The sequence below is a fragment of the Leptonema illini DSM 21528 genome, assembly GCF_000243335.1.
Lineage (GTDB): Bacteria > Spirochaetota > Leptospiria > Leptospirales > Leptonemataceae > Leptonema > Leptonema illini.
This window is the reverse complement of the sequence record NZ_JH597773.1, coordinates 372,927-392,888: the sequence shown is the minus strand read 5'-3', so window position 1 is coordinate 392,888 and position 19,962 is coordinate 372,927. Positions and strand designations below refer to the sequence as shown.

Below are 19,962 nucleotides of genomic sequence, written 5' to 3'. Positions count from 1 at the left end.
CCCGGCAGTCGGATTGAAGCGCCGCCAAGATCAGGCACGTATCTTCATTCAAGCTGGCTTCGCAATCGTTACGTGGTGAAGCACATCCTGCCAGAACACAGAGACCGAAAGCAAAGATGACCGTCGCCTTTCTCAAAACGCCTTCTGTAACGCCTGATCTAAATCGGCTTTAAGTTCATTCACATCTTCAAGGCCGACTGAGATGCGTACCATCGAATCGGTGATGCCCATGGCGGCGCGCTGTTCGGGGGCGACGTTCCAGTGGCTCATGATGACGGGCGGATCAAGCAGCGACTCGGGGCTTCCGAAGCTTGGGCCGATGCGAAAGACCTTCGTCGCATCACAGAAGGCTCGCATCTGATCGAAGCCTCCGTCGATGTCGATGGTAAACAGGCATCCGCCTCCGCGCAGATACCGGCGAGCCTGTTCGGCGTCGACGTTCGAAGCCAGCATCGGATGATACACCTTGCGAATACGGGCATGACCCTCAAGGTATTCGGCAAGGGCAAGCGTGGTCGCGTTCTGACGTTCGACGCGAAGCTGCATCGTTTTCGTCGACATATAAAGACGGTAGCATTCCTGGGCGGGCAGAATGGCGCCGAGTTCGCCGATACGGTCGCGCACCTGCGATACGAGATCTTTGCGGCCGGCCACTCCGCCGGCGATGAGGTCGTTCTGACCGGCGAAGTACTTCGTCATCGAATGCACGACGAGATCGGCTCCATGACGGATCGGATTCAGGTTAACCGGCGAGGCCAGCGTCGAGTCGATCATCGAGATCAGTCCGCGTTTGCGACAGAGCGAGGTTAACCCTTCGAGATCGATGACGCGATAGAGTGGATTGGTGGGCATCTCGGTGAAGACGAGCTTCGTTTCGGGGCGGATGGCGGCCTCGACGGCCTGGATGTCGGGCTCGACGATCGTAGTCGCGATTCCGAAGGCGGGCAGTGTCTTTTCGATGAACGTTCTCGTTTTAAGATAGCTATCCGATGTGAAGATAAGATGATCTCCGTTCTGTAGCAGGGCAAGCACGGGCATCGTGCAGGCAGCCATGCCCGATGCGCAGAGCACGGCGTCTTCGGCCCCTTCAAGCTCGGCCAGAACATACTCCATCGCCCGCCGCGTCGGATTGCCGTATCGCGCATACTCAAAGCGATCCGGCGATTTCGCCTCAACGAAGTCGATGAGCTCGGCCGTATTTTCGAATAAAAAGACCGACGTCGGGTAAATGGCCGGACTGAGCGGCTTATGCGGGTCGGCGGTGAGACGAATCTGATTCTGTGATTTCGTGATTGAGGTCATCTGCTACATCTACCTGTATGGTCTGGCTGATACTGTTTTCTTGCGGGGGGTGTTTTTCTTCGAATCGGTCCTGAAACCTCTCATGAGTCCTGAAGCCAATTCTGACTCAAAGATATCAAATGTCGGATGTCTGCAAGCATTATTCCTATCTGATTACCCGGAATTGTCCGGAGGCCCCACACCGGATTTCTATCGCGGCGCTGGAAGTAAAGCATGGCTCTCGGGCTGTACTATGGGCAGGCTGAGCAGGATCATCGTGCGCGTCGCCGAGATCAAGAAAAGCGACGTGTCGGGATCAAGATGCATCGTAGTCAGAATAGAGTCCATCAGCGGATATCCGAGCCCGTGCCCTCCGCCTGACGTGTTAATATGTTCGAGAAAGAACTGCTCTTCGTTGCCCCTGCGCTGAAAATCCCGGAACGTCGAGCGCACGGATTGGATGCGTACAAGGTCCTCTTCGAGAATCGGGGCGTCATTGGAAACGGTGATATGAAGCTGGTCGCCGGCCGATTCGATGCGCACCTGTACGCCGATGCGGTGCTTCTTGCAAAAACGTTTGATGCGGATCAGCTCTCGCAGAAGCCCGGCATGCGCAAGACGGCGTCGGCCCATGCGATGGTCGATGTACATGGCCTCCATCTCAAGGACGCCCAGCAGATCGTTCAGGATCTTTTCGCGTTCGACCTTGTTAAACTGTAGCTCGATGAGCTCGTTCTCTCCAGAATAGAAAACCTCATAAAGCCATTCGTCGATCTCGTCGAGGGCGACGTCGGGATTCTTCGCCTGAAAGCGTTTGCGGGCCTCCATCCAGTAGAGGATCGTCTTGTAGTTGGATTTCACTCCGTTTTTCACAAGTTCGTCGCAGATATGAAAGATATCTTCGACATGGGACTCCAGCCAGAGTCCTGAAAAGGCCTGGTGCAGGCTCTCTTTCATCATCGCCGCCGTCTTTGGTGAATACGTTCGGATGAGGATCATTCTCGACATCGAGCTTCTGATCGGGCCGGGATTCTGTGCCGTGTCTACCTTTTTTTCGAATGCCCGTTGCGGAAAGCACGGTTGCGTCTGTCTTTACGGACGGCCTGGAGCCCCGGCCTGGGGATAAGGTATTGACCTGAAACGGATTCATTTATTTATTATTTGTATGAAACTCGAGAAAAAAATCGCTCTCTGCGTACCGAGACGAACGCCGTTTGCTCAGATCGGCAAGGCCCTTGCGCGCTTCCCAGGTCAGCATCTGGGACGCATCGTCGCAGAGGATATTCTCAAACAGAGTGGTCTGGATAAGAAGCAGATCGACGGTATCATTGCCGGCGAAGGCTTTCCTTTTGCACCGAACTCCGCCCGGGTCATTGCGAACCTGATCGGACTTCCCGACGAAACCGTTGCCGTTACCGTGAACCAGAACTGCGTTTCTGGTATGGAAGCGGTGGCCGAAGCGGCCCGTCGGATCCTGCTCGGAGAAGGAAAACTTTTTCTGGCAATCGGCGAGGAGTCTCAGTCCTCCATGCCGTTCGTCGTCAAGAACGCCCGTCTGGACAAGAAAACAGGTTCGCCCGATAAGCTGCTCAAGGCTATCAAAGAAGACGCTCTTCCTGAAGGCGTTGAGATCCGCGATACGCTGGAAGACGGCCTGGGCGACGGTGAAACCTCTTATGGCATGCAGGTGACGGCCGAGATCGTAGCGCAGAACTACGCTCTGTCCCGCGAATTGCAGGATAAGCTGGCATACGAGTCCTTCAAGCGTTCGCTTGAGGCGACCGAAGCCGGCAAGTATGCTCCGTTCCTGATCCCCGTCGACGACGATGAGGGCAATCCGATGACCGCCGACGAGGCCGTTCTGCTTCGCAAAGGCCTTGTGGAGAACCCGAGCCGTATGGGGCGCGCCATGCTTCTGTTCGACAATCCGGGCATGAAGTTCGACCAGTTCAAGGCGAAGTACGCGAAAGATCTTGAGAAGAGCCATGCTCCGACCGTATCGATTTTCAACGCATCGCCGCGTTCCGACGGAGCCTCGGGCATTATCGTAACGACTCCTGAGAAGGCTAAAGAGCTCGGCCTTGAGATCGTCGCTTACCTGAGCGGCTGGAAGATGCGCGGCGTGCATCCGAATCAGATGGGCCTGGCACAGGCCTCGGCTTCGATCGCTCTTCTCGAAGAGATGGGCATGAAGTTCGAAGACCTCGACGCCATCGAGATCCACGAAGCCTTCGCGGCGACGGCCGTCGGCGCTCTCGAAGAGATCCGACTCAAGACGGGCTACGACTGGCAGAAGCGTTTCGACGAGAAGCGTATTAACCGTTTTGGCGGATCGATCGCCATCGGTCACCCGTTCGGTGCAACAGGCATCCGCCTGATTCATAACGCCGTTATGGATATGCGCGACGATGCCGGCATCAACAAGGTGCTGATTACGGCCTGTGCCCACGGCGGTATCGCCGGTTCGATGATCATCGAGCGCAATCCGTAAGCGATTCGGTTAATAAGAGCCGGCCCCGGAGCGGCGATTCAAAGCGAAGAAAGGGCTTCCGGAAACGGAGGCCCTTTTTTTACGGTAGTCTGGTGTAGGTTAACCGGAACTGGCATTTCGCATCGTCGTTGTAGCGTACGGTCAAGCGTTCGCCGAACGATTTGAGAAAGTCGGCGTCGATCGACGTTCCGGGCCGCAGAAGCAGGATGACGCCGATCTCACGATTCGCACGCAGCGGATCGAGTAGCGGTAGAAGTTCTGATTTCAGATCGGCCCGCTCTTTACATCCGCCCGTTCGCTCGATACTGCCCGAGTGGATGATCTGTACTTCGCCGGCGGCATAGCCCTGCGCTTCAAGCTCCTGACGCAGCGTAGCGCCGACGAGGTTGAGAGAGCCTCTGTCTAACGCCTCGCCCGCATATCGTATCTGCACGGAATCGATTCCGCGTGCCGACGTGATCAGCTGTGTGCGCAGAATGAGTCCCGCTTCGGGCGGAAAGCGCCTCATCATCGCCTTATGAATGTGATCGGTTAAAAGCAGGGCCTGTTCGAGGCGGTTTGAGGCCTCGACGGCTGGATCGGGAATCCCCGCTTTTTGCAATGTTTCAAGGTCGGCCTCCCCGACGATGCGAATCAGGCGAAACTTCGGCTCCACATCAGCAAAGCGCTGCTTCAGCTTGGTATGGATTTGCTCTTCAAGTGAGTCGTTATCCTGATCACTGGAATAGAGGATGGATCCCGTGATAGAGTCGCCTGAATAGTTCAACTGCTCGGGGCCGCGGATCACCTGTAATCCTGAAACGGAGCGCAGCTCTCCGCTCAGGAAGTTGCGCAGATCGGTTTTTTTCTTGAGTAAGACGAGCGAGCTCATCAGCGGATAACTGATGAGCAGCATCAGAATCAATGGAAAGAGAAAACGTTTGCGTGAGCTCAGGCTTTCATCGATGCGCTGCCACAGAGGAATGCGCGAGAGAAGATTAAAAAAGGGCTCTTTCTTCTGGCGCCGGCCGACAAGAAGCGATACGAGGCGATTGATGTTATATCCTTCGTAGATGAAATAATAAAAGGCCGAGCTGACGAGCACGATGCTGAACAGGTTCGTAAGAAAGAGCAGAAACGCCCCCCACATCATCTCGCCGCGAAAACCCGAACCGAGGCCATAACCGACGACGCAGAGCGGCGGCATCAGAGCGACGCCGATGGCCGCTCCTGGAGCGACGTTACCGAGAACGTTCTCTCCGCTGGAGCGAACCGAGCTCAAGGCCGCGACAAGACCGCAGAGTACGGCAATAAAAAGATCGAGAACGGTCGGACTCGTTCGCGCAAGGATCTCCGTCGTATCGTCATGCAACGGAACAAGGAGTGTAATGAGAGCGGCCGTGACGATAGCGACGGTGACGCTGGCAAACAGGTTGAACAGAGATTTGGTTCCGAGATAGAGATCGCTGAGCGCCACGCCCATGCCCAGCCCGATGATCGGCGCCATGAGCGGCGAGATGAGCATGGCGCCTATAATAACGGCCGGACTGTTTGTAATCAGTCCCATCGTGGCGATACCGCACGAGGCAAAGAGAAAGAGCCAGTAGGGCAGGGACTGGATGCGCGCTCCCTGGTCGATCTCATCGTGCATCAGAAGAACGTCAGATCGCTCTACTTTTAGAATGGCCGGAAGCCGTGCAAAGATCTCATGCAGGAATCCGCCTGCCTTTTCAAGGCCCGTGCGCAGATCGTCTTCGGTGTGTGAGGGCGGCAGGGATGCTTTCTTGCGTGTGGCCATGGGCGGATTCTTTATGAATCCGCTTTGCCTGCGAGCGTTTTTTACCGCGCTTGACACGGCCTCCGGCAATTGCCTTCTTGTTGTATGCGACGCCTTCTTGCCGCTGTACTGCTGCTTGCGGCCATGCCTCTGAGCGCCCTTGAGCCATTTCGAACCACGGCGCAGATGACGGCGAAGACGCCCGTAATCGTTCATGCTCGCCTTGATAGCTGGAGAAGCGATGCAGAAAACCCGTATGTTTTATATGTAGAGATGCAGGCACTTGACGTCTTTCGGGGCAATGTTCCGGCCATATTTACCGTGCGTCTTTTTACGGGCGCAAAACAGTTTACGGCAGGCTTTCCGTTATATGAAGGCAGCGAACTGCTTCTGTATCTGTCGCCGGCGGGCGCCGCCTACAGGCTTGTTTCGCCTGGCATGGGTTGGAATGCCGTGGCCATTACCGATGAGGGGCGAGTGCTGCAGCGACCTGTTACGGGTTATCCGACGCTTGTGGGGCGTGTGAAGCTGGAGGAGCTGCGTGCGCTTATCGCGAAATAGATTGCGCCTGCTCCCCGTTCTTGCCGGCATCGCAGTCGTGTCTTTTTTGCCGTCGTCGGCCTTCGCTTGGTTTCCGTTTATCGCCTCAAACGGTCAACCGTCGAAGTGGGTCTGGAACAGCTCGTGTAACTCGGGAAGCCGTCCGATAGCCGTTATCTACGATGCGGCGATGAACGTTTCATGGATGAAAGACAGTGTGATTCCCGGAGTTCACGCATCGTGGAATTCAGGTCTGATCACTTCCCTTTTTCAAAGCCCGAATTATTCGGCGTCTAACTCTACGATCAGTTCCGTGAACAGCTATATGCGCTCGCCGCCCGCCAATACGATTCGAGTCGTCTGGGATTCCGACGGCTCCATTTTTTCGTTCTTTGGGATTCCGACCAGTTCTGTCCTCGGTATCGGCCTCGGCTTCAACACAAACAGCAGCCGGCCTCAGGACATCTGTTCGGGCATGGTGCTTTTGAACAAGGCCCTGATCGAAAGCTACGGTGGCTTTAAAGATCGCTACCTCTATTTCACGTTACAGCATGAACTCGGCCATGTACTCGGCCTGGCTCATAGCATTGCCGGCGACAATACCAGCAGCGGCTTATCGGTCGGCGTCTTCACTTCAGCGTCTGTGCCGACGATGTATCCGTTTGCTCCGGCTGTAATGCCCGCTGTGGGAGCGTCGCTTCACGCCGACGACGCGGCCGCTAAAAAGGTTCTGTATGGGCCGTAAAATCACGATCATCACGATAGCCGTGTTGTCGTTCGCCGGCTGTTCGATACAGAGCCTTTTTACAAAGAAAGAAGATGATACTACTCTATTGTTTGCATCGCTTCTTTTATCACAATCGGCCGGACCCTGTTTTAACGTATCGAAACCTGTCGCCGGCGCGACGACACAATCCGGGTACGACGATAATTCCGGATTTTCAGTCCTTACGGGAAGGGTCGTTACGCAGAGCGGAGCATCTGTAATCGCGGCGAACATCGTAGCCGTGAGCAGTCCGACTGACTATGTTGCAACGTTCACAGGCCTGGGCGGCGACGGCTCGTTCTATCTTTCTGGGGTTAACCCCGGTGCCTCTTACAGCCTTGCCGTCGAGCCCATCGGCAACGATTTTACCGGACGCATCGATACCTTTATCGACTGTTATCAGACGCCCGACAGCTTCACGGCGGGGTGGTATAACGGTCCGGGAGCGACCACGGAACCGATCATCGGCACGCCCTTCTTATCGCCTTCGGCCGGAGACGTTTCAGATCTGGGCGTCATTCGTATTCCGGAATAGCGGCAGTTCGCCAGCGCGGATCACCGCTATACGGGATAGTTTTTAGAACAGCGATCCCTGCACGTCGTCTTCGCGTAACCTCTGTTTTTTCGTCGGATTGCGCCCTTCTTCTCGGGCATTCGGATTTGCCGTCTGCTCATTCGGTGCTTCGGCTGTCTTTGCCTTGATTGCCCCGGGACTCCAGTCGAGCCCCGGTGTTCCGCGCAGTTCAAGGGCCTCGCTTTCGCGCAGGCTGCGTTCTTCAAAGGCCTGTAACAGCTCAGAAGCTCTATCGACGACCGGGCCCGGCAGGCCGGCAAGACGGGCGACGTGGATTCCATAGGATCGATCGGCGACGCCTTCTTTCACTCTGTGAAGAAAGATGACCCGGCCATCCGATTCACGCACGTCCATCGTCAGGTTCACAAAACCCGTGCGTTCTTCAAGCGCCGTCAGCTCATGATAGTGCGTGGCAAAGAGCACGGCCGGTCGCATCGCACCTTCCGTTAGAAATTCGGCGATGGCCCAGGCGATGCTCAACCCGTCGTAGGTCGACGTGCCGCGTCCGACCTCGTCCATGATGATGAGAGAGCGAGGCGTGAAGCGGCGCAGAATGGCCGAAGTCTCAAGCATCTCGACAAAGAAGGTCGATTCGCCGCGAGCGAGATCGTCCTGTGCGCCGATACGCGTGAATATACGGTCGACGGGCGTTATACGCGCACGTCGTGCCGGAACAAACGATCCGACCTGGGCCAGCAGCTGAATCAGAGCGACCTGCCTGATGTAGGTGGACTTTCCCGCCATATTCGGGCCGGTCAGCAGGGCAAAGCTGCGGTCGGTTCGGTTCAGGCGCACGTCGTTAGCCGTAAAGCGAACGCCCGTCGGCAAGAACTTCTCGACGACGGGATGTCGCGATTCTTCGAGCGTAATCTCGCCCGTCTGCACGATCTCGGGCCTGACCCAGCGCGCCTGCCGGGCGATATGCGAGAAGGCAAGCAGCACGTCTACCGAGGCGATAGACTGCATCATGCGGCGCAGAGGCGTGCGATGTTTCTGCAACTCGACGACGAGCCTGTCGAAGGCAGCCTGCTCGGCCTCTTCTATGACGGCGTCGGCCGAGAGGATCTTACGCTCGATCTCTTTCAGCTCGGGCGTCGTATAACGCTCCCCCGTTACGAGCGTCTGCTTGCGCTCGTAATGATCGGGTGCGTTCTGCGTCTGTCCTTTCGAGATCTCGATATAATAACCGGTTACGCGATTAAACCGTATCTTCAACGTCGATATGCCCGTGGCGTTTCGCTCTTTCTCTTCAAGATCGAGAATCCATCGTGCCCCTTCGGTGCGAGCCTTGCGTGCGTCATCCAGCGCGGCATTTCGGCCGTCTCTCAGAAAAGGAGAGGCGCCCGGCAAAGCGGCCGGCTCTTCGACGATCTCTGTATCAAGATCGTCGGCGAAGGCGATGAGCGAAGAATCCACTTTGAAAAAAGCAAAAGGCACGGCCTCACGTAGAATCGAAGCGATATCGACGGCCGCTCTCACCGTGCTGATCACGGAGCGAAAATCACCCGGCCGACAGCGGCCTCCGTCGACGCGCGAAAGGATGCGTTCAAGATCAAATACGGTGCCGAGTGCGTCGTATAACGCTCGCGACGTATCGGCCTTCTGAATCAGATGTTCGACGGCATCAAGGCGATCGTTGATCTGCGCGTCCTCAATCAGCGGACGCAGTATGCAGTCACGCAGGGCGCGACGTCCGGGCGCCGTTCGGCAGGAGAAGAGCGACAGCACAGAGGTCTCGGCCGGCTCGAAAAGATTCAGATTGCGGATGGTTCTCTCGTCGAGCATGAGATGCTGCGCCGTCGATTCGCGAAAAGACGGAGCCTCAAGCTGCGGGCGTTTCTCGGGAAAGGCCTGATCGAGATAATGCAGGATCAGCGACACGGCGCCCAGCGCCGCATGGTCCTCTTCGAATCCCAGCGCCTTCGGCTTCACGGCGAAGCTGGCCTCGATGCGGCGCCATCCCTCAGAGACCGAAGCTCGGTAGGCCTCAAGCGGAGTGATCTGAACGCCCGTTTCGGCTAACAATTTCTTCAGATGCTCGATCATCGGTCCGGCGGCGAGGATCTCGCCGGGACGCCGTGAGTAGTAAATGTCGCGCAGCGAAAGCGTCAGATCGCTTTCCACATCGGAATCGACGGCCGCCGCTTCAAGGGCGAAGAACTCGCCTGTCGATATATCGGCCAGAGCGACGCCCGGTCGCCTGAGATCGCCGGCGACGGCCATCAGATAACTTGCCTTGCCGGGCGAGAGAAGATCGTCTTCGATCAGGGTGCCCGCCGAGATGACGCGCACGACGCGGCGGCTCATCAGTTTGGGGTTAGCCGGATCGACGGTCTGTTCGGCGACGGCGATCTTTTTACCGGCGCCAAGAAGACGCTGAATATAGATATCGGCGGAGTGATAGGGAACGCCGCACATCGGAATATCGCCCTGACGTTTGGTCAGAGCGACATCCATCAGAGGGGCGGCGATTTTCGCGTCTTCGAGAAAGAGCTCGTAAAAATCCCCCATGCGAAAGAAGAGGATCGCGTCGGGATAACCCGACTTGATCTCGAGGTACTGCCGCATGAACGGCGTCTGCAAGGGATCGCCGGCACGGCTCACAGGTCGAGATGCACGACCTGACGGGCGTTGTCTTCGATGAACTTGCGGCGCGGAGCCACCTCATCGCCCATCAGGACCGAGAACGTTTCTTCGATTCGGGAAAGCTCGACGTTCGACTCGTCAAGCGGCTTCACTCGTAGCATCACGCGGCGCTCCGGGTCCATCGTCGTCTCCCAGAGCTGCTCGGGGTTCATCTCACCGAGACCTTTGTAACGCTGCACGACGGTCTTATCTGAGTTGAACTGTTTGACTACCTTGTCTTTTTCAGCGTCGGTGTAGGCGTAGACGGCCTCTTTACCGCTGCGGATCAGATAGAGCGGCGGCTGAGCGATATACAGATAACCCGCATCGACGATCGGACGCATCTTCGTATAGAAGAACGTCAGGATCAGCGTGCGAATGTGAGATCCGTCGACGTCGGCATCGGTCATGATGATGATCTTATGATACCGCATGCGGTCCAGGTCGATGGCGTCGTTGCCGAAGCCGGCGCCGATGGCCGTCACAAGCGTTTTGATCTCTTCGTTTTCGAGGATCTTATGATCCTTCACGCGAAAGACGTTCAGGATCTTACCTTTAAGCGGCAGAATGGCCTGAAAGTTACGGTTGCGTCCCTGCTTGGCCGAACCGCCGGCCGAATCCCCTTCCACAAGAAAGAGCTCAGAAACCGACGCATCCTTCTCGGCACAGTCGGCCAGTTTGCCGGGCAGTCCGCCGCCTTCGAGAATGCCCTTGCGCTTCGTCACCATCTCGCGGGCCTTACGGGCCGCCTCACGTGCCTTGCTTGAAAGAATACACTTTTCGAGGATGGGCTTCACCTCGGCCGGATTCTCTTCAAAGAAAAGGGCGAGCTTGTCGGCGACAAGCTGCTGTACCAGGCCCTTCACCTCGGCATTTACAAGCTTCTCTTTCGTCTGGGAGTTGAACTGCGGCTCGGGAATCTTCACGCTGATGACGGCCACCAGGCCTTCGCGCACGTCGTCGCCGCTCAGCGTGGCGCCGAACTTCTTCTTTAACGCCTCATCCTTCTTCAGATATTCGTTCAGCGTGCGGGTCAGCGCCGTGCGGAAGCCTTCAAGGTGCGTTCCGCCGAGCATGTTGTTAATGCCGTTTGTGAAGCTGTAGATCGTCTCGGCCTGTCCGTCGGTATAGGCCAGACAGAACTCGCCGCGCACGGTCTCGTTCTTTCCCTCGAAGTAGATGAGCTTTTTATGAAGGCGATCCTTTTTCGAAATGAGCTTCTCGACGAACTGTAGAATACCGCCGTCGTAACGGAAGGTCTCGGTCTTTACGTGGCCTTTGCGCTCGTCTTTTAAATGAATCGTTAACCCCTTATTCAGGAAGGCCATCTCTTCAAGGCGCTGTCTGAGGGCCATATACTTGAACTCAACGGTCGTAAAGATGCTGGCGTCGGGCTTGAAGCGTACGATCGTTCCGTGGTGCTTCGTTTTGCCTTTGATTTTTACGGGAGCCGTCGGAACTCCGCGTTCATACCGCTGAAAGTGGATCTGGCCGCCTATGTGAACCTCGGCCTCAAGGTATTCCGAAAGGGCGTTCACCACAGAAACACCGACGCCGTGCAGACCGCCTGTGACGTCATAGGCGTCGTCGCCGAATTTACCGCCTGCATGCAAAACGGTCATCACCACCTCAAGGGTGGGCTTCTTCGCTTTTGGATGGATATCGACGGGAATGCCGCGGCCGTTATCCTGAACCTCTATAATATTGCCTTCAAGAATCGAGATCGTAATCTCAGATGCAAAGCCGGCCATGAATTCGTCGACGGAGTTATCGACGACCTCATAGACCATCTTATGAAGACCGGTCGCATCCTGCGTACCGATATACATGCCCGGGCGCTTTCGGACGGCCTCAAGGCCTTCCAGAACCTGGATCTTCTCGCCTGTATATTCACCGATCTTTTTACTCATGACCCCACAGAATTTGTCACGGGCTCCTGGCGTCATGCAAAAAATGGAACATAAAATGGAAGCGTGAGTCCCGTTACAGTCAACGGGCCAGAGCACAGGCAATCCTGAGTAATGAATGGACTATGAAAAGGAGCGCATGCTGATCCGGAATCCCTTCGCAAAGAGATCCCGGAACATCGGCAATGCAAGCGAGGCGTCAATCGATAGGTGCGCGAGGATACTTGCGGTTCTTTGTCTTTTCAAGCGACTCGGCGTATTCGATGGAGTAGGGAGTCCACGGAACGGCCTTCAGGCGCGCCTCGGGAATCGGCTTGCCCGTTCCCTCGCAGATACCGTAGCTACCGTCTTCGATCTTCTCAAGCGCCCTGTCGATCTGTTTCAGCTTATCGGCATCCATATCAGAGAGGCGATTGATCAGGTCGTTCAGGATGACGCTATCGGCGATATCGACAAGATCTCCCTGATCGTTGTAAATGAAGCTATCCTGTTCGAGCTCAAGATCATGAAGCAGGGCTGCCCGCTCCTTGAGCAGGATGGTACGGAACTCATCCACTTTCTTTTTCGGCATAGCGGGATTCTCTTTCTTGGACATTTCCACCTCTCAGTCTGGCTGAACAGATAATCAATCTGTACCCATCCGGCCAGTCAGAAAAGTGTCAACAACGCCGTTTTCAGTCGGATGTAAACCGTTTTTCAACTATCAGCTCTGATTTTGGCGTTCTGGCGACGAAAATGGTTGCTTTTTGCGCTGCACCAGGATTCCCTGGGAGGTAGAATGCTGCCTGAGCTCTCCCGATATCGGGAAACTCACAGCCCTGAACCTGGACTCAGCGAGGATCGACCATGCCCATTCATGATATCCTGAACGCCGGAATCGGCCTTTATAAAGAAGGAGAAAAGGGACTGCGGCAGGCCCTGCAGCATCTGCAATCCTCCTATGACAATCTGAAACGACAGGGAGAGGCTGATCAATCCGAAACGGCCGAGCGCCTGCGCCAGACCCTCGATCAAACCATCGCAAGCCTGCGTCAGGTATCATCAAAGGCTGAGACCCGGCTCCAGGGCCTCGTTCAGGAGGCCGGACGCAACTATGAACAGCTGCTTTCGGGCCTTGAAGGGCAGATTGATACCATTAAGAAGCAGGGAGAAAAGGAGATGGGCGGAGTGCGTGATCGCATGCAGACACTCGCTCAATCGCTGAAAGAGCAGGCGCCCGACCGATTCCGTCACAGCATCGAGAAGCTCATCGCCGGAACAGAAGGCGGCACCGATCCCTTCCAACCGGCGCACTCCGACGAAGAGCGCATGGTCTCCATCGTTTTCTCTGAATCCGAAGAACCCGAGCATAAGAAGTAAGGCAAGGCCCGCTCGCTCCCCCTGCGTCCGGCGCGTGGCGCGATCGACCCGCAGGGCCCAGGCTGCGCCAGGCGCCGTCGCTTCGCACTCCTGCTTCGCTACGCAGGGGGAGCGAGCAGGCTGGGGAAAGGTATGCTTACGCCGGCATCGGGTTTATGGAACCCCCGGTGGATTCCATCAGTGTTCGTGGCTTCGGGGACTATGTCCCAGTGATAGTTAGACTTTGAGGCGGGACCCACTGAATGCATCCTATGCCGAGATCCGCTCGTCAATCTTTTTATCCAGGAAGCTGTTTAAGAACTCATGGATATGAGTGTATGACCGCACCTTACGGAATTGTTCCTCCTGTGATAGCAGGAGACTGCCGACCCATCGGAGCACCTGGTCTGTCTGAGGCCTTGACCGTTTAACCCGGTTAAGCTGAGATCTGGGATTCGAGAATGCCGAATCGATCAGATTGGTTGTGTAAAAGGATGTTCTCAATTTCGGCGGCATATTGATGCGATGCAGCGTTAACAGTGCCTCTAAACCCTCCTGAAGACTCTGAGAGGCACTGTAGCTGATGGATTCGAGCCATGATAGAACGGACCGCATCTCGCTTGCGACATCTTCGTAACTGTTAGCGCTGAATGCCTGCTTGTATCTCTTGCAGAATTCTGCATGATACTTCCGTGGGAGCTTGGCAAGAACATTTCTCTGTTTATGAAGGTAGCAGAGTTGGATCTCTGCCTTCTTTCCGAAGAACTCTCTGGCCGCTTTTTCAAGAGCCTTTGATCCATCCATGACGACAAGCACACGATCTGTGAAGCGGATATCACGGCTCTCGATTGATTGAAGGACACTGAGTGCGCTATCAGCATTCTCTGTAGACCCCTCAGAAATGCCCAGAAAATGCTTGTTTCCGGCCGTATCGACCCCGAGAGCAACGATTACGACAGAGCCGCCGAATACGATGCCATCAAGAACAATACACCAGAATGTCTGATCAGGAAACCTGCGTGAATTCAAATGATTGAGCGACTCACGGCTGGACTTCACAAACTCCCGCGAAACCGCACTCCGCGAAAGGCCGAGAGAGGCTTCTGTCTTTCTCAGCGTCTTTTCATAGTTCCGGGTGCTGATGCCCGCCAGCATCAGGCGCTCAACATGCTCGCGAAGATCAGAGCGATCCTGAAGGATCTCATATCGCTCCAGCTTCACCTCCTTGCCGTTACGTCGAGCTCTGGGCTTCTGGATGGCCACCCTTTCTCCATCGAGCACAATGGAACCTCGCTGGCTGCCGCCTCGATGAGCAAATCCACGGCCTCTCTTATGCTCCCCTGTCTTGCCGCATAACGTTTCGATTTCTTCGAGAATCAAAGCTCCTACGTAGCCGAGTGCAAATTCGCGCACACGGGAATCGAGGCTGGTTCGAATATAATCCCGAAACTCATCGGCCGCCAGGCTTTGTGTTTGACTGTTTTCTGCCCGTTCGTTCTTCTTCACTTGGAACCCTCCGTAAGGGAATGTGGTTGTTCGGCCCATTTTGGGCCAGGGTTCCGCCTTTTCAAACTCTAACTAAATTCGGGACATAATCGCTTCGGGTCCGTTCTGTTTTGTAAGGATGCTTGTTTAAGGCTACCGGATGTAGCCTCCCAGGGCGATTTCTACAAAATCGACTTTGACGTAAGACTTTTGAAGCTCAACTTCAAGAGAACCTTTGCAAACCGACACGGATGCTACTGTGTCAGATTTGCCTGTAGAGAATATTCCGAAAGAATGGAGGGAATAGATGGAGAGGTTTAACATTCATCCCCTATTAATGGTCGGTGTGGTTATACTGGTGTGCGTGATGAATGGGTGCATCTCTCCAAGGGCGTCCTGTGAACAGTATAGAGATCCCAGTGGTTGGGAGAGAATCTGCATATTGGGACTTTCGGGTAGCTCTTACGAAGTCTGTTTGCAGAGAGAACTCGCCGGGACGATAGCGCCAGGTACGTGCGCCGCCGCAGAAAAGGCTGCGATGCTGTCCTGCCTTGAATACCTGAATAGAAAGAGCAAATGTGAGAACGAAATCAATATACCGCTCATACCGAAGATTGTGTTGATACATGGCTTATCCGACAAACGCATATAGCCGTCTGGTTTGTGTTACCAGGAGCGAAGCATTTGGTATGTTTTCCCGTATCATCCTCTTCCGTCACACTGATCCCGCCGGGTCGAGGATGCGGGGCGGGTTCGCCAACGGCCTCTTCAAGGGAAGCTCAGAAGGCGGCGAGAGCAATATCATGTCGGTACTCGGAGCCTTCTATTTTATCTCAACCCATAACGGATCTACAGATATCGTTACAAACAGTGACGGAGTAGCCGTGGCACGATTCGTCTACGAGCCCTTTGGCAGGGTGAACTCGGACCTCACCGATCTCGATCCCGATAGAAACGGCATTCACTATGGCGAGACGTTCATGTTTACCGGACAGGAGTTGGAACGCGAGACCGGCCTGTATAACTACAAAGCACGACTCTATGATCCAGAAACGGGACGTTTCTTGCAGCCTGATCCCGTGCATACAGAACGTGCCGGCTTTGATAACTGGGATAGATACCAGTATGCCAATAACAACCCCGTCAACTTTACAGATCCAACGGGAGAAAGCTGGCTCAGCAGCCGGTTTAAAGGCAACTGGGCTCAGCGGATGACCTTTGTCAGCAGTAAACGCTGGGCAAGTTTCGGTCGCGGACTCGGCACAGCCTTAGGCGTCATGGCCGCATTCCCCATCGCCGCCACCGGCCTTGCCGTAGGGGGAGGAGCCCTCGGCGCAGGAGCCTTTGCTGCATCTACGGCATCGGCTGGCGTAGCACTTGCCGGTGCAGGTGCATTAGGTGCCGCAGGCATTGGCTCGGCGGCCATGGGCGTAATCGGCGCCACCGGCCTTGCCGTAACGGGAGCTGCTCTCGGTGCCGGAGCATTTGGTGCCTCTATGGCCTCGGCCGGAATAGCTCTCGCAGGCGCGGGCGCCGCCGGTCTTGGAACAGCAGCCCTGGCCATCACCGGCGCCACCGGCCTTGCAGTGGCCGGGGCAGCTCTGGGAGCCGGAGCATTTGCCGCTTCTATGGCCTCAGCCGGTGTAGCTCTCGGTGCTGCCGGCGCTCTGGGAACGGTGATGACAGCAGCGTTTCTTGTCTCTGCCACAGTCGTCACAGCGGCAGCCGCTGCCCTCACCGTACAATCCCTTGCACTCATGCTCTGCCTCGGGTGTACGGTAGGATATGGCCTCGGCGGACTCGGCACATCGAGCTTTAACAACATTCACTGGAATGAGAGTAGCGCAAGGGCGGGAGCTTTTCTCGGTGGAGCAATACAGGTATTAGCGATAGCAATTCTTTCTGGATATGCAGGGGGATTGGAATTTGTGGAGTGGGCTTCGGCAGCATGTCCTACTGCATGGGGTTATCTACAGACTGGTTTAACATACCTTAAATACGCTTTGATGGTTTATGACGTGGCGTCGCTGAGCATGGACGGCCATGTCTATACTATGCTACAGTTGGCATTTTCCGAAAAATTATCCCTCCTGGGTGTTCCATTGTTCGGCTGGAAGGCACTTGCCTTTGCTCTTGATAGAATTTATGATGAGTATGAACGACGCTTATGAATAAGTCCAATTGTTTGATACCGCTTCTGGTTGCAGCCGTCTTATTGGGTTCTGGTTGTCGAGTAACGGTGACGCTGGGGGCACCGGTTGAATTTACGCCGAAGGAACTGCCTGCTCATGAATCGATTTGTCTCGACATTATTGACAAAGAGAGGCGGTATGAGGAAGGAAAGGGTCTCGGTTTTTATTTTGATCCTTCAGAGTTTTTTGAAGCAACTCTGAATACAGAATTACGCTCGTACTTCCGAGTAAATACAGGGACAGATTGTGCCGTTGACGATACTATTGTATCTGCCTCATTACAGAATCTTCACTTCCAGGGAATGGGTGGATCGGCTGGCCCATTCCCCGTTTCCGAAGCTGAAAGCTATGCAACCATTGAGTTGAATATGATTGCACCTGATCATTCTCGGCGCAAGGTAACAGCAACATCAGCTACTTACACAATTCATGAATTGGCAAGTTCCAGGATTGTAATGATAGTAGTCGCCAGAGCAGCGATTCGTGATGCTGCAAAAAAAAGTGTTCAACAACTGGCGTGCAGCAAAGGACTAACTGAATGTAGTAATCAAAAAGATGAGCAGCAAACAATAAAGGGGGCTATCGCCGAGTACAATAAGATCAAAATGGCCGGGGAGCCAAAGGTTGAGTATTCGATCTTTGGGTATTCCTTTAGTTCGTGGTTTTGAAGAACGGTTGTCCGGTCTTATCTTGTTGAAATATAAGCCATTCTGGCTGGGCCTGAAGCTGGGGTTTATTTGCTTGGGACACGCTGGCATGGTCTACGATGTTATAGCCGGCAATACCGTTAGCCATCTTTATTCAATGGCTCAGCTCGGCCTTGATGATATTTTTGAATTGCTGGGCGTTGCTTTCTTCGTCTGGAAGGGATTAGGCTTGGTGCTCGAAAAAGTTTACAGCGAATATGAGAGGAAATTATGAAACTGAATAGGACCGTTGTGTTCACTGCATTCGCAGTCATTGTCTCATCATGTTCGACCGTTAAATCGCTTGGGACGCTGGGAGCTCCTTACCCTTCAGGACAGTCATCAGAGGCATTGTGTATCGATTTTTCCAACGATCATACTGTCTACCCAGCTGATCGAAGTATTGGTGTTTTTTTGTTTCCTTTCCCCTTCTTCAAGGAAGTAATAAAGCAGCAACTGTCGAAATACTATTCAGTGTTTGAATCAGAAGAATGCAACAACTCGGTTCGAAGTATTGTCATTGTGTTGCGAGAGGTATCGTTCCATACGTGGTCCATAGGCTCGCTCGTTCCAGTGTATTCGGTGCAGGCCAGGGCTGCTGTGTCATCTGATATTACAGGAAAGAACGGAAGTCTCGTGAAAATGGAGACACAGTCGGCCATATTTCATGGAGACTATCTGGTCCGCTCTGAACCGCCCTTGATTATTGTCGCTCGATGGGCAATAATAGATGCAGCCACTAAACATGCACAAAAAGTTGCATGCATGGATGGCCTGGCTATATGTCCGGAAGGAAGTATAACGAAAAACGAGGTTGATAGTCTGGAAATCGCAAAAGAGTACGGCGAACTTCAGCGCCGCGATGAACCCGTTGTTCAGCGATACTTATGGACTGTTCCGCGCAATTCTCAGTAGGTATTGCTGTTGTCCTGTCTCATCAGGAGTGTTTCGCGCTGAAATGCACAGGAACCTCTCGGGGAATGGTGATCGGGACGCGAAATGGAGAACAATTCCGGGTGTTCCGCCGATACAAGGATAATCTTTCGGGTGGGATGGATCATGGAGATATGTTCGGAGCCTGGAAATCATACGAATGAACACGTTGGCCCACCCGGTCGTAAGCTCGATATTTGGTGAATGGAATTGTCACATATCAAAAGCAATGTTTCGGGCTGAAATACAATGGAATCCCTCGGGCAATGGCGTTCTGGACGCGAAACTAGAGAGGAATTACGGAAGATCCGACCAGAATAGGAGCCTTTTTCGCTTGAAAAAGGCTTCTTGAATGCTTTTTGAGTCAGCGAATCCTGTAGATGGACATGCCAACACAGAGTGATGCGATAGGAATCCTCGGTGTCCCATATTTCGTTTGGAACGGGGCGGGAGACTTGTTTGAAGGTATTTACCGCATGTATGAGAGGCGTTTATGAATCTCGATCAAATTCGACTTAGCTCAACTATCGCAATACTGAGCTTGCTTTTGACCTCATGTTCGACGACGATGACGCTGGGAAGATTACCAGTACAGAAAGCCAATCAGCCGATGCGACAGAAGCACCTCTGTCTTGCCATTGATGGTACGAATGATAAATATCCTTTAAACGGGAATTTCGGATTATTCATTCAGCCTGGACTATTCTTAGAAGATATTGTAGTCGGCGAGTTATCAGCTTTTTACGAAGTCCGTAGAATAAATGCCGGGAATTGTCTGGGAAATGAAAAACGACTCAATGTCGCTATCGTTGATTTTCAATATTCGGCATATGTTGCTGTCGTTATGGCTGAAGCACAAAGTACCGCGACTATCAGCTTCAAGATAATTGATCCTGACGGCAGTATCATAACCGTAGAAAGTCAGTCAGATAGGATATCGGGCGGTGAGACTGGCTCAGCCCGTCTTCCTTTAGTTGTGGTCACGCGTGAGGCAATACAAGATGCAGTTAGGAAGAACGTTGATCTGCTGGTCTGCTACGAGCGCCAAGGGGCTTGCGCAAAGCCAGATCCCGTTGATCGACGAATCCAAAACGTCGCAGCAAAGTACCTGCAAATACGTTCGACTGGCTCTGTTGAAGAAAAAAACCACATATGGAAGGTTCCGCGGTAATTACTTCCCTCGTTGAATCACATCATTTCCGATCGGTATGCATCTTCAGGCAAATTCAATATGCTCCCGTAAAGCCCGCGCAAGGGATCGCCGCGGCGAAGAGGGGACCCGCTGCTTAACCTGCCAGCCCTTCCAATCGCCTTTGCCGACAGCGGGGAGTCGCTCGACGCAAGAGCCCGACGGTTGGAGGCATTCGTATATGCGCAGAGAACATCTG

17 protein-coding genes are annotated in these 19,962 nt (G+C 54.2%); 10 read left to right on the top strand and 7 right to left on the bottom strand.

Annotation, left to right across the window (positions count from 1 at the left end; all coding sequences use genetic code 11):
- Positions 1 to 132: 132 nt before the first annotated feature.
- Entirely contained in the window at positions 133 to 1,302 is a 1,170-nt protein-coding gene (locus tag LEPIL_RS01775) for a trans-sulfuration enzyme family protein (RefSeq protein ID WP_002769372.1), read from the bottom strand.
- 189 nt (positions 1,303 to 1,491) lie between these two features.
- Positions 1,492 to 2,289, bottom strand: a complete 798-nt coding sequence (locus tag LEPIL_RS01770) for an ATP-binding protein (RefSeq protein WP_143464767.1) — start codon at positions 2,287 to 2,289, stop codon at positions 1,492 to 1,494.
- A gap of 157 nt (positions 2,290 to 2,446) precedes the next feature.
- Here LEPIL_RS01770 and LEPIL_RS01765 point away from each other — a divergent pair, with 157 nt between their 5' ends.
- Complete coding sequence (locus tag LEPIL_RS01765; protein WP_002769368.1) at positions 2,447 to 3,772, top strand: thiolase family protein; 1,326 nt, start codon at positions 2,447 to 2,449, stop codon at positions 3,770 to 3,772.
- A 79-nt stretch (positions 3,773 to 3,851) separates the two neighbouring features.
- Here the strand turns inward: LEPIL_RS01765 and LEPIL_RS21440 are convergent, their stop codons facing one another.
- The gene (locus LEPIL_RS21440; RefSeq protein ID WP_002769366.1) at positions 3,852 to 5,549 is read right to left on the bottom strand and encodes a DUF389 domain-containing protein; all 1,698 of its coding nucleotides are present in this window, start codon (positions 5,547 to 5,549) and stop codon (positions 3,852 to 3,854) included.
- Between the two features lie 84 nt (positions 5,550 to 5,633).
- On the opposite strand from LEPIL_RS21440, the gene LEPIL_RS01755 reads away from it, so the two are divergent.
- The 3 genes from LEPIL_RS01755 to LEPIL_RS01745 are packed head-to-tail and all read left to right on the top strand — an operon-like array spanning position 5,634 to position 7,369.
- On the top strand, positions 5,634 to 6,089 hold the full coding sequence (locus LEPIL_RS01755) for a hypothetical protein (protein WP_002769364.1): 456 nt from the start codon (positions 5,634 to 5,636) through the stop codon (positions 6,087 to 6,089).
- Complete coding sequence (locus LEPIL_RS01750) at positions 6,070 to 6,813, top strand: M10 family metallopeptidase domain-containing protein (protein ID WP_002769362.1); 744 nt, start codon at positions 6,070 to 6,072, stop codon at positions 6,811 to 6,813. Before LEPIL_RS01755 ends, LEPIL_RS01750 begins: the two co-directional genes overlap by 20 nt.
- Positions 6,803 to 7,369 (top strand): carboxypeptidase-like regulatory domain-containing protein, encoded by a 567-nt coding sequence (locus LEPIL_RS01745; RefSeq protein WP_002769360.1) that lies wholly within the window; start codon positions 6,803 to 6,805, stop codon positions 7,367 to 7,369. Before LEPIL_RS01750 ends, LEPIL_RS01745 begins: the two co-directional genes overlap by 11 nt.
- A gap of 42 nt (positions 7,370 to 7,411) precedes the next feature.
- Here the strand turns inward: LEPIL_RS01745 and mutS are convergent, their stop codons facing one another.
- The 3 genes from mutS to LEPIL_RS01730 form a co-directional block, all read right to left on the bottom strand.
- Positions 7,412 to 10,012: a DNA mismatch repair protein MutS gene (gene mutS / locus LEPIL_RS01740; protein ID WP_002769358.1), complete on the bottom strand. Its 2,601-nt coding sequence runs from the start codon at positions 10,010 to 10,012 to the stop codon at positions 7,412 to 7,414.
- A complete protein-coding gene (gene gyrB, locus LEPIL_RS01735) occupies positions 10,009 to 11,943 on the bottom strand; it encodes a DNA topoisomerase (ATP-hydrolyzing) subunit B (RefSeq protein WP_040918137.1) in 1,935 nt (644 codons plus the stop codon). The genes mutS and gyrB overlap by 4 nt, the downstream gene beginning before the upstream one ends.
- A gap of 196 nt (positions 11,944 to 12,139) precedes the next feature.
- The gene (locus tag LEPIL_RS01730; protein ID WP_002769354.1) at positions 12,140 to 12,535 is read right to left on the bottom strand and encodes a TraR/DksA family transcriptional regulator; all 396 of its coding nucleotides are present in this window, start codon (positions 12,533 to 12,535) and stop codon (positions 12,140 to 12,142) included.
- A gap of 251 nt (positions 12,536 to 12,786) precedes the next feature.
- Between LEPIL_RS01730 and LEPIL_RS21435 the strand changes: the two genes are divergently transcribed.
- Complete coding sequence (locus LEPIL_RS21435; RefSeq protein ID WP_002769352.1) at positions 12,787 to 13,299, top strand: phasin-related domain-containing protein; 513 nt, start codon at positions 12,787 to 12,789, stop codon at positions 13,297 to 13,299.
- 249 nt (positions 13,300 to 13,548) lie between these two features.
- Here LEPIL_RS21435 and LEPIL_RS01720 read toward each other — a convergent pair whose 3' ends face one another.
- Positions 13,549 to 14,784: an IS256 family transposase gene (locus LEPIL_RS01720; protein ID WP_002769350.1), complete on the bottom strand. Its 1,236-nt coding sequence runs from the start codon at positions 14,782 to 14,784 to the stop codon at positions 13,549 to 13,551.
- A gap of 668 nt (positions 14,785 to 15,452) precedes the next feature.
- Here LEPIL_RS01720 and LEPIL_RS01710 point away from each other — a divergent pair.
- The 5 genes from LEPIL_RS01710 (at position 15,453) to LEPIL_RS01690 (ending at position 19,745) form a co-directional block, all read left to right on the top strand.
- A complete protein-coding gene (locus LEPIL_RS01710) occupies positions 15,453 to 16,934 on the top strand; it encodes an RHS repeat-associated core domain-containing protein (protein ID WP_002769346.1) in 1,482 nt (493 codons plus the stop codon).
- Positions 16,931 to 17,623, top strand: a complete 693-nt coding sequence (locus LEPIL_RS01705) for a hypothetical protein (protein WP_002769344.1) — start codon at positions 16,931 to 16,933, stop codon at positions 17,621 to 17,623. Before LEPIL_RS01710 ends, LEPIL_RS01705 begins: the two co-directional genes overlap by 4 nt.
- A complete protein-coding gene (locus LEPIL_RS01700; RefSeq protein WP_143464761.1) occupies positions 17,595 to 17,876 on the top strand; it encodes a hypothetical protein in 282 nt (93 codons plus the stop codon). Before LEPIL_RS01705 ends, LEPIL_RS01700 begins: the two co-directional genes overlap by 29 nt.
- Complete coding sequence (locus tag LEPIL_RS01695) at positions 17,873 to 18,556, top strand: hypothetical protein (protein ID WP_002769341.1); 684 nt, start codon at positions 17,873 to 17,875, stop codon at positions 18,554 to 18,556. The genes LEPIL_RS01700 and LEPIL_RS01695 overlap by 4 nt, the downstream gene beginning before the upstream one ends.
- A gap of 511 nt (positions 18,557 to 19,067) precedes the next feature.
- On the top strand, positions 19,068 to 19,745 hold the full coding sequence (locus tag LEPIL_RS01690; RefSeq protein WP_002769339.1) for a hypothetical protein: 678 nt from the start codon (positions 19,068 to 19,070) through the stop codon (positions 19,743 to 19,745).
- Positions 19,746 to 19,962 lie beyond the last annotated feature (217 nt).

Bases quoted from the DNA above. Each gene is read 5' to 3' on its own strand.
- LEPIL_RS01775 (WP_002769372.1), bottom strand. From the start codon at position 1,302: ATGACCTCAATCACGAAATCACAGAATCAGATTCGTCTCACCGCCGAC.
- LEPIL_RS01770 (WP_143464767.1), bottom strand. From the start codon at position 2,289: ATGTCGAGAATGATCCTCATCCGAACGTATTCACCAAAGACGGCGGCG.
- LEPIL_RS01765 (WP_002769368.1), top strand. From the start codon at position 2,447: ATGAAACTCGAGAAAAAAATCGCTCTCTGCGTACCGAGACGAACGCCG.
- LEPIL_RS21440 (WP_002769366.1), bottom strand. From the start codon at position 5,549: ATGGCCACACGCAAGAAAGCATCCCTGCCGCCCTCACACACCGAAGAC.
- LEPIL_RS01755 (WP_002769364.1), top strand. From the start codon at position 5,634: ATGCGACGCCTTCTTGCCGCTGTACTGCTGCTTGCGGCCATGCCTCTG.
- LEPIL_RS01745 (WP_002769360.1), top strand. From the start codon at position 6,803: ATGGGCCGTAAAATCACGATCATCACGATAGCCGTGTTGTCGTTCGCC.
- gyrB (WP_040918137.1), bottom strand. From the start codon at position 11,943: ATGAGTAAAAAGATCGGTGAATATACAGGCGAGAAGATCCAGGTTCTG.
- LEPIL_RS01730 (WP_002769354.1), bottom strand. From the start codon at position 12,535: ATGTCCAAGAAAGAGAATCCCGCTATGCCGAAAAAGAAAGTGGATGAG.
- LEPIL_RS21435 (WP_002769352.1), top strand. From the start codon at position 12,787: ATGCCCATTCATGATATCCTGAACGCCGGAATCGGCCTTTATAAAGAA.
- LEPIL_RS01710 (WP_002769346.1), top strand. From the start codon at position 15,453: ATGTTTTCCCGTATCATCCTCTTCCGTCACACTGATCCCGCCGGGTCG.
- LEPIL_RS01705 (WP_002769344.1), top strand. From the start codon at position 16,931: ATGAATAAGTCCAATTGTTTGATACCGCTTCTGGTTGCAGCCGTCTTA.
- LEPIL_RS01695 (WP_002769341.1), top strand. From the start codon at position 17,873: ATGAAACTGAATAGGACCGTTGTGTTCACTGCATTCGCAGTCATTGTC.
- LEPIL_RS01690 (WP_002769339.1), top strand. From the start codon at position 19,068: ATGAATCTCGATCAAATTCGACTTAGCTCAACTATCGCAATACTGAGC.